The 14,101-nt window shown below is 54.4% G+C and carries 9 protein-coding genes; 4 read left to right on the top strand and 5 right to left on the bottom strand.

Going from position 1 to position 14,101, the window contains the following annotated elements:
* Positions 1-6: 6 nt before the first annotated feature.
* From AC5DDB_RS05945 to crtI, 3 genes are all read right to left on the bottom strand, one after another.
* On the bottom strand, positions 7-1,572 hold the full coding sequence (locus AC5DDB_RS05945; RefSeq protein ID WP_491738770.1) for a phytoene desaturase family protein: 1,566 nt from the start codon (positions 1,570-1,572) through the stop codon (positions 7-9).
* A 66-nt stretch (positions 1,573-1,638) separates the two neighbouring features.
* Positions 1,639-3,165, bottom strand: coding sequence for an aldehyde dehydrogenase family protein (locus AC5DDB_RS05940; protein ID WP_491738769.1), 1,527 nt, complete (start codon positions 3,163-3,165; stop codon positions 1,639-1,641).
* Positions 3,158-4,711 carry a phytoene desaturase family protein gene (gene crtI / locus AC5DDB_RS05935; RefSeq protein WP_491738768.1) on the bottom strand — a complete coding sequence of 518 codons (1,554 nt, stop codon included), beginning with the start codon at positions 4,709-4,711 and terminating at the stop codon, positions 3,158-3,160. The genes AC5DDB_RS05940 and crtI overlap by 8 nt, the downstream gene beginning before the upstream one ends.
* 213 nt (positions 4,712-4,924) lie before the next feature.
* On the opposite strand from crtI, the gene AC5DDB_RS05930 reads away from it, so the two are divergent.
* The 3 genes from AC5DDB_RS05930 to AC5DDB_RS05920 all read left to right on the top strand — a co-directional run bounded on the left by AC5DDB_RS05930 (position 4,925) and on the right by AC5DDB_RS05920 (position 8,634).
* Positions 4,925-6,166 carry an ABC transporter permease gene (locus AC5DDB_RS05930; RefSeq protein ID WP_491738767.1) on the top strand — a complete coding sequence of 414 codons (1,242 nt, stop codon included), beginning with the start codon at positions 4,925-4,927 and terminating at the stop codon, positions 6,164-6,166.
* A gap of 66 nt (positions 6,167-6,232) precedes the next feature.
* On the top strand, positions 6,233-6,847 hold the full coding sequence (locus AC5DDB_RS05925; protein WP_491738766.1) for a paraquat-inducible protein A: 615 nt from the start codon (positions 6,233-6,235) through the stop codon (positions 6,845-6,847).
* On the top strand, positions 6,844-8,634 hold the full coding sequence (locus AC5DDB_RS05920) for an MlaD family protein (protein WP_491738765.1): 1,791 nt from the start codon (positions 6,844-6,846) through the stop codon (positions 8,632-8,634). Before AC5DDB_RS05925 ends, AC5DDB_RS05920 begins: the two co-directional genes overlap by 4 nt.
* A gap of 51 nt (positions 8,635-8,685) precedes the next feature.
* On the opposite strand, the gene AC5DDB_RS05915 is transcribed toward AC5DDB_RS05920, so the two are convergent.
* Both AC5DDB_RS05915 and AC5DDB_RS05910 read right to left on the bottom strand, forming a co-directional pair.
* On the bottom strand, positions 8,686-9,582 hold the full coding sequence (locus AC5DDB_RS05915) for a thioredoxin family protein (RefSeq protein ID WP_491738764.1): 897 nt from the start codon (positions 9,580-9,582) through the stop codon (positions 8,686-8,688).
* 187 nt (positions 9,583-9,769) lie between these two features.
* Entirely contained in the window at positions 9,770-12,937 is a 3,168-nt protein-coding gene (locus AC5DDB_RS05910; protein WP_491738763.1) for a UvrD-helicase domain-containing protein, read from the bottom strand.
* A 425-nt stretch (positions 12,938-13,362) separates the two neighbouring features.
* On the opposite strand from AC5DDB_RS05910, the gene AC5DDB_RS05905 reads away from it, so the two are divergent.
* Positions 13,363-14,049: an RNA polymerase sigma factor gene (locus tag AC5DDB_RS05905; RefSeq protein ID WP_491738762.1), complete on the top strand. Its 687-nt coding sequence runs from the start codon at positions 13,363-13,365 to the stop codon at positions 14,047-14,049.
* The last annotated feature ends 52 nt before the right edge of the window (positions 14,050-14,101 follow it).

Genomic DNA, 14,101 nt, shown 5'->3' with positions numbered 1-14,101 from the left:
GTCGAACTATGCGATGGCGGTTGCTGGCTGTTTTGCCGGGTGATCTTGGTCCAGAGCATCAGCCGCGATCCAACCGGACATCAACACCATCGGCATCCCAGGACCAGGATGTGCAGCACCACCGGCCAAATAGAGACCATCAATATCGCGACTTCGGTTCGCAGGCTTAAATGCTCCGAAGAACCGCCCATGACTGGCTAGACCGTAGATCGCACCGTTGAGAACGTGATATCGGTCATGAATGTCCTGTGGCGTCAGAACAGCCTCCGTGACGATGCGGTCTTCCAAATCGGACATGCCAGCGGTTCGCGCGAGTTTCTCTAGGATCGTCTGACGATACGCGGGCAACATCTGCGACCAGTCTTGCCCCGGTCGCAAGTACGGAGTGTGAACCAGCACATACAACGCTTCCCCACCGGGCGGTGCAACAGCGGCTTCCGTGACCGCCGGAGCGCAAACGTAACAACTTGGGTCCGGTGCTGGTTCGCCTTTGTCGTAGATGAACTCAAACTCCTCGTCCGCATCTCGCGAGAACACGAAATTGTGGTGCAACAAATGTTCGTAGCGTTCTTTCAGACCGAGATATAACACGACTCCCGAGCAGGCCGGTTCATACTTGCGGCGTTTTTCGAATCGCTTCGTGGCCCGGCTTGGTTCCAAGAGTTCCGCATGTGTGCGAACGCTATCACAGTTTGAGACGACGGAATCGAATGGGAAGAAATCGCCGTCATCGGTTTCGACACCACGAACCACTTCGAGTTCCGAACCGGTTCCATCCATTCTCTCCGTGCGGATTTTTCGGATCCCCCTGCCCGTGTGGATCTCGACCCCCAAGTCCCGCGCCAATTTTTCGAGCGCCAACGGCACCGCACGCGTTCCACCGATGGGGTACCAAATTCCTTCCTCGGTTTGCATGTGCGCGATGCCACACAAAACCGCCGGAGAACCGAATGGTGACGAACCAACGTATTGAGTGAAGTGGTCGATCATTTGGGCCACACGTTCGTCCTTCACACAGGAGCGAACAACGCCGGCCACCGTTTGCCCCATTCGCAGTTGCAACAGGTCCGAAAGCGTTTTGGAATTGAACGTCTCACCAAGGTTGAGCGTGTCGCGAATGCCACCGACGTTGCGATAGAAAAAAAAGCGGTCGGAGATTCCATGGAGTCGTTCTGAGATCGTCAAGAATTTTTGATAGCCGTCGCCGTCCGCGGGACGTTCCGAGAACTGCCGAATCGACTCTGCCATCTGCTCCACGTTTTCAACAAGATCCAAGACCGCCCCGTCTTCGAAGAAACACCGCCACTGCGGATCGAGCCGGACTAAATCCAACTCGGTGTGCATATCCCGGCCGGCTTCTTGAAAAACTTTTTCCAAGACAGAGGGAATCGTGAGGATCGTCGGCCCCATGTCAAAACGAAAACCGTCCTGCTCAAGCACGGCAGCCTTGCCGCCCAGCCATTCGTTACGCTCGAAGAGAGTCACGCGATGGCCGCGTGCCGCCAACGTACACGCTGCCGCCAACCCCGCTAGTCCACCGCCAACTACGCCAACGCTGCTCTCACTTGTCATCGCTCTATGTCCTCTCGGTAGATTCGGCCGTTCGCGGAAACTCGAAGCGTTTGAACCGCCTCGTGCTCAGGATCGCGAACCAATCGACTCTTTCGTCGGTGAAACGGGATTGCTCTCGGGTGTCGCCGGGTCGCTCTGTCGTTTGCGATGTTTCCAGACATCAAACCCCGCTCGCATGGATTGGAAAACGCCGCCGATTCGTTGAAATACACCTGAGGAATGACGGATCTGAAGATACGCTTTCAAAAGATCTTGGATGTCGTCGGCTTCATACTCGAGGTGCGGTGCAAAGCGTCCTTTGCGGGTGAAGATGGCTTTGTAAGCCGTCATGTGCAGAAGTCCTTCGGCTCCCTGAGTGATGCCGAATCCGCTCATCCGACGACCGCCAAACCCCACCCGCGGATCGGCAGTGGGTGCAAGCATATCGTTGATCACAACATTGCCGGCTTCGATTTTCTCGGCCAGTTGTTCAGCGGCCTCTCCGACACCGAAGACAGTGGCCCCTAATGCGTAGGCACATTGTCGATTAGCCTTCAGTGCAGCTTCATCATCGGCGACGGGAACGAGTGACAACACCGGAGCGAAAATATCCTCGTTCAACAGTTTCATATCTTGATTTGCATCGGTGACGATGAGTGGAAAACTCTGGCTAAGGTCACCGCTGTCGAGATCACCGGTTAGAAGGGTCGCACCATTCTGAATCGCATCGCGGACGAATTCCCGGGCCATCGCGGCGGCTTGCGGATCCGGTTCGATTCGTGGCAATGTCTTGGTCATCGCCAGCAACCGTTCCTCGAACTCGCGAAGTTTATCTTCGGGAACAAAAATCCGACGTGGGCCGATACAAGTGGCTCCGCTGTTGAAACTCAAACCAAATCGCAACGCAGAAAAGACTCGGTCCCAATCGGCGGAACGCTGCACGAACACCGCATCGCAGCCCGAGAGTTCCAGGGTCGCCGGTGTCATCGTCTCGACGGCATTCCGTAGCACGATTTGTCCGGTCTTGGCTGAACCAGTGAGAACGATCTTGTCGACACCTGCTTCGATCAGTTTTTTCGCAGGCGTTGGATCCTCCGTAAATACGTGTAGCAAATCCCGATCGAGACCCGCCGTGAACAACATTTCTGCCAGTAGACTCGTGATTGGGACGGCGTCTCGACCCGGTTTGACGAACACCGCATTCCCCGCGACAAGCGCTTGCAACATCTGCACGCCGGTCAATAGGAGCGGATAATTCCATGTTCCCAAAATGAGCACGACGCCCAGCGGATCACGACGGACAACAGTCTGCACTCCGGTCATCCATAGCGGGCGACTCCACCGGCTGAGCTTTCGCGGCGACAGCAACTTCTTGGCATCGCGATTAAGAAACGCACACGCATCGGCCAATGGCACCACCTCCGCAGCGAGTGTCTCTCTTGAGTTCACACGTTGCGGAATTGTCACCGTGTCGACTAACTCGTCGGTGCGTTGCACAATCTGATTCCGAAACCGCCGCACAATCGCGAGACGTTCGCGGATCGACACTTCTCTCCATTTGCGTTGTGCGTCACGTGCGGTTTCCAACAGCGTCAGCGGATCGGTTTCAGACAAGTGCGGTCTCCATACTCGGGTTCGATTCCGTTGGCGTCAAAGGAAGATCAGTTTCGGGCAGCTCGATTCCCAGGTCATCGCCCAACAACTTGGAAGTGATACGAGCCGACTCAAAAATCACTGGCAGGCCACTCCCCGGATGTGTCCCACCACCCACAAGATACACGTTTTGCAAGTCTTCGAAACGGTTTCGCGGTCGATTGTGGAGCATCTGGCCCAAATTGTGTGCCAAATTGAATGTTGCCCCGCGATGGATCGCGAAGTCGTGTTCCCAGTCCGTCGGGGTGATCACACGCTCGTAACGAATCCGCGACTCGATATCCCTAATGCCAAGTTTTTCCAGTTGCCGAAGAACGCGTTTTCGGAATGGTTCGCGTTCGCGGGACCAATCCACATTTGGGTGTCGATTAGTCACCGGTGCTAGAACATAAAGGGTACTTTGCCCCGGCGGTGCCAACGACGGATCGGTCACACTCGCGTTTTGCACGTAAACCGAAGGGTCGTCAGACAACACATGCGTCTGTTCGATCTCCCGTAAGTTGCGTTGATAATCCTTGGCGATGTAAATCGAGTGATGAGCAACGTGTTCATCCAAACCATCCACGCCGAGGTACATCATGAACGTCGAGCAAGAGAACTGTTTCCGATCGATTCTCTCGTCGGTCCAACGTCGACGAAGTTTGTTCGGCACGAGGTTCTGCATGGCATGTGCGAAGTCGGCATTGATGACCATCGCATCTGCTCGGTAGTCCGCTCGGCTCGTTTGCACTCCCACTGCTTTCTTGCCCTCAAAGAGGACACGTTCGACTGGTTCGTCGAGTTGAATCCGTACGCCCATGTCTCGACAGATTTCCGCCATTCGTTCGGTCACGGCACTACACCCCCCCATGGGATGGAACACGCCATGTTCATACTCAAGGAACGACAGGATCGAGAACAAACTCGGGCAACGAAACGGCGACATCCCCAAGTATTTCGATTGAAAGCTGAACGCAATGACGAGCCGTGGGTCCGAGAAAAATGTTTGCAGTTCGCCCCCCAATGATCGCCAAGGTTTGACGTGTTTCGCGGCGCGAAGCAAACCAGGACTCAGCAAGTCGCGAACACCATTGAACGGAGACTCGAGAATCGGACGAAACCGCTCCAACTTGATCCGATTCTCAGCCATGAAGCGACGAAACGAACCGGCATCGTTGGGTGAGAGACGTGTGATCTCACGTTCCATTCGTTCAACATCCGGCGTGGCGTTGAGTTCTCCGCCACTTCCGAAAATCAGTCGATACTGGGGATCGAGTTTCTGCATTGGGACTTCGGAGAACAAGTCGCGTCCGACGGTTCGAAATATCTCCTCAAGCACACGCGGATACAAAAAGAAAGTGGGCCCGAGATCAAAACGAAACCCGTCGGCTTCAATTGCAGAGGTCCGACCGCCAACGCGATTCTTCCGCTCGACGATACGGACATTGGCTCCGGCATTCGCTAACAACATAGCGGCTGCCAAACCACCGGGACCGGCTCCAACAATTAACACTTCCGGGGTTTTCATAGGAAGCTGCGTCCTTTGGTGACCAAACTAATAGGGTGTCTCAGGCAAATTCCGCTTGACGAAATATGGCGACAGTATTATTCCCTCGATGAGTTGATTGGACAGGTCACCAGTCGTGCCAATTTGCTGAGAATTACCGAAGAGACCATCATAACGCAATTCGATAGCCATCAGACTAACAAGTTGCGATCCTTTTATGCGAGGAATTCCGAGATGAACGGCGACGGATTGAGCCGAACTTGGCTTCTCGCACGCAAAGATCTCTTGCTACAAATTCGCGATCGCAAGGCCATGCTGATTATGTTGGCCATGCCCTTGGTGTTTATTGCGATCATCGGCTTCTCGGTCGGTGAGATCAACGGCTGGCAGGGTGAGTCGCAAGGATTGAAATTCGCGGTGGTCGATGAGTCGGGCGACCAACTCAGTCGAAAGGTGATCGCCGCTCTCGAACAACGTGGCGGAGTACATATCGAGGTCGTGCCGAACCGGCACGTCGCGGAAACACGGGTGCAACGTCAGACTTCCGATGTCGGTTTGCTCATCGGGCGAAAGTTTCGGGAGTATGCCGACGAGTTACATCTCGGTGATGTGCTCGATCCCCGATCTGGGCGGTTAGCGGCAGGGATTCAAGCATTCGATATGCAAATTGTTCATAAAGATTCTCTCGTCAATGTCGGTGGAATTGCAGAACAACTCGTCTATGCAGAGACCATCCAAACACTCGCTCCACATGTAGCGGGAAAAAACCAATTTACCAAACAGTTGCTTAATGACGCCCAACGAAGTGGGCCGGCCATCGACGCTGCGACGGTCGTCGAGAAGTTACCGGTTACTGGGGCGAAGTTGACGTATCAACAACTTGTGCCTGCCTACACCGTTTTGTTCGTGTTCTTTTTGATAACGATCATGGCGCGATCGTTTCTCAGCGAACGCGAACAAGGCACGTTGCGACGTTTGCGACTCACGCCATTGCGGCCGCATCAACTCCTGATCGGCAAAACGCTGCCGTTCTTCTTGTTGTCGATCGTGCAGACGGCACTTCTGTTTCTCGCCGGGCATTGGCTGTTCGGAATGCAACTCGGTAACCAACCATGGTTACTCATTCCGACAGTCTTCATGACATCGCTCACCGCGACGGCCCTCGGCCTGATGACGGCAACCCTCGTGCGGACCGATTCGCAAGTTTCCGCGTATGCCATCTTTATGCTGCTGACGATGGGGGCAATCAGTGGCTGCTTGATGCCCCGTGAACTGCTCCCGATCACCATGCAGAAGGCAAGTTTAATCACGCCCCATGCGTGGGCACTGATCGCGTTCGAAGAGATCCTGCAGAATACGAGTCCTAAGATTTTCCAAATTCTCACCTGCTGGGCGGCTTTGGGATTGTTTACGGTTTTGTTTTTTAGCGTGGGTTGTCAACGATTTTCGACAATCGACGATGCGGCAACCGCCTGACACTTTCAACGCGAGCCCGGTCAACTTTCAGTTGCGGATCAATTTGCGATTCGACATGCTGAATGTATGAAGGAAGCTCTCGGTGCCTGCCGACGTTGCGGCACAATTCAGAACCTGCCGACACTTGGCCCGGATGAAGTTGCGGCGTGCGTGAGTTGTGGAACCTCGTTTCCCACAGCCGCCGATCGCAATCGGTCTGTGAATCGCACCGCTGCTGCAGCGTTGGGATCGTTCTTTCTATTTTGGCCGGCGATATTGCTGCCGATTATTCGTGTCGAACGGTTCGGGCATCGTACGTCCACAAGTATTCTCTCTGGCACACTCGAAATGCTGCGGGATGGAGAAGTGTTTGTCGGGACGGTGATCTTGTTATTCTCGGTAGTGTTTCCGCTGGTCAAACTCGTGTTGCTATTGGAACTGTGTTGGCTCGAATTGCTACATGTGCGGAATCGGCAAATTGTGTATTGGATTGTCGAACACATCGGTCGCTGGAGTATGCTGGATGTTATGCTGCTTGCGTTGTTGGTCATGCTTGTGAAGGTAGGTGATTTGGTCGAGTTTCACATCGGACCGGCAGCGATTGCATTCGTGTTGTGCGTGGGGATGAGTATCGTCGCGTCGTTATCGTTCGATCCGCATCACATCTGGGAACCCAACGACTCGCGGAGTTCCGCTTCATGAATCAGCCGCCACCGCCTCCAATCCCAACCGCTCGTCGTCAACCTCGTCCACAGCGGAAGGTCGGTTCTCGTTTCTGGTGGGTCACGCTGGCCTGTTTGGTGATCGCCGTTGGCATCACTTGGTTCTCGTTAAAACCCGGCGGCCCGGAACTAACCGTCTCCTTCGAACAAGGACATGGTTTGGCCATCGGCGATGCCGTCCGATTTCGCGGAGTCGATATCGGCGAAGTGACCGAAATGTCTTTGGCAGATGATTCGCAGGCGATCGTCGTTGGCATTCAATTGCGACCGGAAGCTCAGTCCATCGCCCGTGAAGGCACTCAGTTCTGGATTGAACGCCCCGAACTCAGCTTATCGCGACTTCGCGGACTCGATACCGTTGTGGGTGCGAAATACATTGGTGTGGCCCCCGGCCGCGAAGACGCCCCTGCGAAATACGATTTCGTCGGTAGTGAAGCTATGCCACGCTTGCCGGTCTCACGAGCGGTGGAAGTCACGATCAAGTTTCGTGACGGGAACGGCCTGGACGTGGGCGATGTCGTCAAGCATCGCGGGATTATCATCGGTGAGGTCACGGCGGTTTCACTTATCGAGAATTTCGAAGGCGTGGAAGTCACCGCACGCTTGGTTGGATCGGCGACGGACATCGCCTGCCAGGGCAGTCAGTTTTGGATCGAACGCCCTCGCGTCAGTGTGACGGAAGTTCGTGGTTTGGACACTCTCGTCCGAGGGAAATATATTGCCGTGCGGCCAGGAAGTGAGTCCAGTGGGCATTGCACAGAGTTCATTGGACTGGAAACCGCGCCGCCGGGTGACCTACCGCCAGGTGGGTTGGAAATTGTGCTCGAAGGCCCCAAACGAGCCGGGCTGGAACCAGGAGCACCGGTTAGTTATCGCGGTGGGAAAGTCGGTCACGTGATTTCAGCGGGTCTCGCCGTTGACGCAGCGACGGTCGAGGTTCGCGCATTCATTGAGCCAGACTATCGGCAACTCGTCCGCACGAACACTCGTTTTTGGAGCAACAGCGGCTTCAACTTTAACATAGGTTTCACCGGTGTTGAGTTCAATGCGGAAACGCTCTCCACCATCGCTGCTGGTGGTGTGTCATTGGCGACTCCAGAAGAACCTGGCGAACCCGCCGCGACCGGCCGACGTTTTGCGTTGGAAGAAAAACCGGAACGCGAATGGCTCGACTGGCAACCGCGTATCCCAGTTGGCGGTTCGTTGTTGCCCGACGGTGCCATCTTGCCAACCCCTATCCGGGCAAGTTTGCGATGGGACAGCGGCGTAATCATCAGCTGGACAAAACGCAAAACCGGCTGGTTATTGCCGTTGTCCGATGGCACATGTCTGGGACCGAAAGATTTGCTCACCGCGGTCGAGGGGAACGAAGACGATTCCACGCTCGAAGCGAACGGCGTCGAAATTCTCGCAACAGAACTTGACGTGAAGACCGTCGGCTCGCTCGGTGTCTGTGCGAATCCTGACTTCCTCGAAGACCACGCCGAGCGATTGTGGCCAATCAATCGGATGCGTGTACCAGATGCTCCGGAAGAGTGCGTGATCGTGGCAGATGCTCAGGCGAACAAATTACTCGTGGCAGCCGTTCGTTTGACTGCCACTGAGACCGGCTGGAAATTGGATCCTTCGTTGCCAATCACCTCCGATTGGCACGGCGGATGCGTTCTGTCACGACTGGACGGAAACCTGATTGGGCTGGTCGTCGTCGAGGACGAAGCCGCCTATATCCTCCCACTAACGGACGCCATCGTGACCAACCACGAGTAGCAGCATCCGCGTTTAAGTGAGAGGACACGGAACGATCAGTCGTAAACTGCTCTACTGTCGGACGGTATCAAGCAGCAGGGGTGTCATGACCATGTGGTGAACCCGCTCGATGCGGATTTCGAAATCCTGGCCAACGTAACGAGCGGGATCTTCGAGAAATTTCTTTTGGTTTGTCTCAGTCGCCAACATGTAAAAGCGATTTTGGTAGAACGCACCAAACTGAATGTCACCCGCAACAGCTTCGTTTTTCTCGACCAGTTTCACAGGATCGCAACCCACGTAACCGGGCATATACTCTTCCGGCGATTTCCGAAACTTTCGCAACGCCAATTCCGATTGAAAACGAAACTTCAGTCCCGCGTGTTCGGCCACGAACTCCTCGTCGCCCTGAACCCAATCTTGTGTTTCGACCAAAGTTACGGGACAGAAACCCGCGACTCCAAGGTCATCATCGAGAGTCAGAACTAACCGCTTCTTCTCCGATTTCGTCGGCTCTTCGTCGTTCTCAGCGATCACCTCAGCCGGGAACTGTTTCGCGACCGAATCAATCCGCTGCAGGTACGTGGACTCCGAGGCAATGCCTTCGTGCAATGCGTGTGTCTTGCCATCAGGCGTGAGGAACAAGTCACTCGGAAGCCGTTCCACTCCCAAGCCTTTCGCAAATGCTCGATGGTGGTCGACGTCAATTTTGACGCCGATCACGGAGCTTTTTAGCCGGGATCGAACTTCTGCCGTGTTCAGGACCGTGCGTTCCATCGACTGGCACGGCTGACACCATTCCGCATGAAAATGTAGCAACAAAGGTTTGCCTGATGACTTTGCCTCGGCCATCGCCTTCTCAAAATCGTGTTGCCAAAATTCAGCTGCGTTTCCGAGTCCAATGAACGAAGTAAGAGTCAAACACACGTGGAGGACTGCAACCAGTCCGGTACGCTCCGTCTGCGTCATTCGTAAAATCCTTCGAGAGAGAGAGTCAGGCAGGTGGCGCTTCAATGCCTATGGGGGGATTTAGGTAGGTCAGTCAATCCATCCCGCTGAGTGACCGAGATTCTGGGTGACGCGTATCGGTTTTTCAAGTCAATATTCAAAATGTCTTCATAGAAAATACGGATTAACCCTCACTCCATTCCCTAACCTAATTGACGGACTCAACTTGCAATGCCTCTGTGAATACCAGCCTTACGGCGATTGCAGCGGGATCGAGGTGGTATAGCTGCGAAATTGCGTCTTGATAGGCATGTTGTTGCGGTCGGTATCGATTGACTAAACTACGTATTTCTTCTGAACTACCTCTCGCCAGTCGGTCTGTTTTGAAGTCGATAATGTCAGCGGCAACAACGGTCTGACCCTTTCGAAATAGCACGAGCCGGTCGATTTGTCCGTTGAGAATGCCCTCGGCTGACGAGACCGCAATCGGGAATTCCGTGCGAACGGTGACGCTGCAATCACCAAGTTGTGAGGCGATGTCCGCCGGCCAGATTTCCTCACTTCCGTCGTACTCGGCTTGAGACAGCAACTTCGCGATCCGCGGATTCGTGATTGCGTGTAGGAACGCGTCTAATTCGGGTTCCCAGTTGAACTCTTCTTGGACGGTCCGACGCGCGATCTCACCCATTTTCGACGGACTCGGAGGTTCGGTCAGCCATTGAATTTGCTCAAACCAGGTATGCCAAAGTTGTCCACGCGTTGTTCCGCTCGATTGCGTCGACGAGAACGTGGATTCCCAAAGACCGTCGAATCGTTCCTCCAAGTCCGACGGGCGTTGACGAGGACGGTGCCTTATTCGGGGTGTTGCCGATTGGAGTCGAATCGTGAATTGTTCGGTCGTGTCTGGCGAAGAAATCTCCGACGCAGATGCAACGGAATCGTCACTCCAATTTGGATCACCGTGTTCCCATAGAACCGTTTCGGGTGAACATGTGGCGGAACTGTCACCCAGTGCCGACCGTAATATTCCTGCAAACGTGGAATGGAGGCTCTTCGCCTTTTCATCGGGTTGCACAATCATGTGGAGAGCATGAACTGCCCGAGTCATGGCGACATACAACAAGCACAAGGCTTCATTGACCGCGGCGGCCTCCCATTCGTTGACCATCGTCTCGAACCTGGCCGGCAAGATCGACTGGACTTCCTTTGCAGGATAAGGACTAACTGTGTCGATCGGCGAAATGGGCGACTGACGACCGACAAGAATTGACGGGCGTTGCGGAATGATTCGCGAATCCAGTTCCGGGAGAATCACAATGTCGAACTGTAACCCCTTCGATTGATGCACGTTCATAACACGCACCCGTGCAGCGGTGGGGTCCTCCACCTTCGTCGCGTTGACGACACGCAAAAAATCTTCCGTTTGCTCAGTGGCTTGTTGCTCGTATCCGTAGGCCAACTCGACTAACTGCGTGAGTCGCCGTAGATCGCGTTCGTCACACAACGACGCCAGTTGTTGGCAATAGCGATAGATAGACGGACCGTAGCCGTTTTCCAAAAGGGACGTGCGAACTTCGAGGGATAATGCTTTCGCGCGTTCATCGTCACGCCAGTCCGTGAAAGACAGCAACGTCCCCCATGGTGATTCGGCAACGTGGAATCTGGCGATCGTATCACCGGGGTGGTCGGCAATAGTCAGTAGCGAGAGCACCAGCATGACAGCAGGTGAATCAACGAGAGGGTTCCCCCCTTCCTCACTGGCCACAATCTGGTGGTTTTGTCGAAGCTCATAAATGATTCGTCCAACAGCTGCGTTAGTACGAGCTAATACGCCGATCGTGCGTTGAGGATTCGCTCGATGCAATTCCGCGACTCGTGCCGCTGCGTATCGCAACGTTTCCTGCGACTGATTCGTACCTTCCTCGGCCATCGTCGCTGTCTGTAGACTGGCGTACCCGGCTAAGTCGCGTGCGGTCGTATGTTTCTGGAACCGTTCCGACCAGACATCGGCTACGGTTGGATATTTGTCTCCGATGATCTGGTTCTGACGAAGTGACTCGAAAGTCGTGTTGACTGCGTCGATCACGATTTGACTGGATCGGAAACTGCGATCGAGCGGGATCGTCTGAATGTTGTCGATCTCGGTCCGCACGTGATCGAGTAATTCCGAAACGCCGCCCCGCCAACCGTAAATTGCCTGTTTAACATCTCCCACACAGAACAGCGATCGATGTGGGTCCGCCGATGCTGTCTCTGCAAACGGACGCAGCACGGCCCACTGGGCTAATGAGGTATCTTGAAATTCATCCAATAGCATCTGACCGACCGGCATATCCATGCGGTAAGCCAAGGCGGTCTCGTCTAACCGATTAGCAGTATCAGCAAGCAACCGAGTCACGTCGTCAAAACGTAACCCTCGGCGATCGAGCTTCAGTCGCGCGTATGCCTTGTGAAACCGATCGAGAAGCTTCCACGTGGCTTCCGCTTGATTCGCCAGCCGTCCCAGAATGACTGCCTGGGCATGTTGGATCAGGGGCGTATAAATCGCGACCAGGTTCTCTGGGATCGGCTTTCGATAGAACTGGGTCTCCCCCGCTGCCAACTTGCTCGACAATCCCTTATCGAGAAACGCCGGCCAATTCTCCTCCCGAGCCGCAGAGAGATTACTTTCCCCCGCTTTGCGAAAGCGTTTATCCTCTGGCCAACTGGCATCCTCCAATGCGTCGATCGCGGCAGCCAACTCGACATCGCTAAGCGGTTTTCTGCGAGGGATGCGGTCCCAAATCTCGGGCAATTCGGCGGAAGTTGCAGACAGGCTCCGAGTTTCTCGGTAAATCTCGTACGCATCCGAGACAGCCCGCAAGAGTTGAGTATTCACGGAACTGGCAACATTCCCTTTGCCGAGCAACCGCAACAACGCTACCGACTCCGCAATCGTTCCTTCGGTGAGCACGTCTTGAATGGCGAGGTCCCGAAGAATTTGGTCTTGGACTTCTTCCAGAATGGACCAACCGGGTTGCAGTCCCAGATCCAAACCAAAGCTACTCGCGATTTGAATGAAGAAGCTGTCGAGTGTGCCGATGCGTAGACGGTGTAATTGATCGACCATCCGCCGTAACAATGCCGGGCAATCATGGAGCTCGAATTGCTCTTCGTTGAGTTGTAAGCGGAGTTGGTTTTGAAGGTCGTTCCAGTCGGCTGAGTTGAGCGAAGCGTCAGCCAACCGCAACAACACACGGTCAAGAATTTCACCGGCCGCTTTGCGTGCGAAGGTCGCGGCTAGAATATGATCCGGACGTTCGCCCGCTACCAGCAATGCTAGGAAACGATGAGCGAGTTGATAGGTTTTCCCGGTTCCGGCAGAAGCGCGGATCATTGTATTCGGGAACGTTCGAGAAATCTCAGTCGACACCATGAACGATCAGGCTACCGTTGTTCGAGGATTCTAGTGCAGGAAGGTGATGCGGTGGTCCGCGTGTCTTTCGCAGGTATTCAGGTAGTATCATGACTCACGGGAGATCTGTAAACCTGCCGAGTTAGTGAACAGGCAGCCCGGTAACATTTGGATGTCGCCGACATTTGCTGCGATGATGCTGCAACGATCGCCTTTGAAGACCGTATCGAGTTGGAACACTTTTTGCACAGTATTCGTTTGCAGCCACTTTTGACCGGAATTTGTGCCAATTTTTCCGGTTTCACTCGAAATGAACGGCATTTTCGTCCAACAGACTCCATTTGCATGGCGTAGGTGAAGGTGAGGCTGAATTCACCAGCCGGGAGTCAAAACCGCCAAGGTCAATTATGCCCAGGCAAGACACAATCAATGAACTCGATTTTTCGGCAGCTCCAGTGCAAGACGGAGATCGCCGGCGTTCCGTAGTGGACGCGCGGTTGGTCGAAGATGCGCGACGGGGAGACGCCGAGGCGTTCGGCGAATTGGTTCAGCGGTACGAACGACGCCTGATCCGTGTGATTCGTCGCTTTGTCCCAGATTGGGAAACTGCACGTGATTTGGCTCAGGAGACCTTCCTCAAAACGTACACGCGACTCGATCAGTTCGATCCTTCACGGAGGTTCGGCCCTTGGTTGTTTCGTGCGGGCGTGAACTTGGCGTTAGACCACCTTCGTAAGAAGAAGCGGCGGATTCGCTGGTCTCTGTTTAGCGAGGCCAATACGGACCGCACGCCCGACCCGAGTTCGCCCGATCCCCGCCAAGCGATGGAACTAAGTCAGGAAGTGCGTCGAGTGATCGACGAGCTCCCTGAAAAGTACCGAGCCGTTTTGGTTTTGCGGGATTTGGAGAATTTTTCGACGTCAGACATTGCGGCTATCTTGAATCGCAAAGAAGCCACGATACGCTGGCGATTATCGGAAGCCCGTAGCCGTTTTAAGGAACTATGGGAACAACGTGTCGGTACGGAGTTTCTGGACGGAACGCTCTCTGACGAATCGGAGAGCGATTTCAATAACGATTCATTTCTCGATTGATGATATCTCGACGGGCGTAGGTTGCGACGTACGAACCTGCCGAGTCCGTGGA

It is taken from the genome of Thalassoroseus sp., assembly GCF_984380535.1.
Note: the sequence above shows the minus strand (reverse complement) of the source record. Positions and strands in the feature narration are given on the sequence as shown.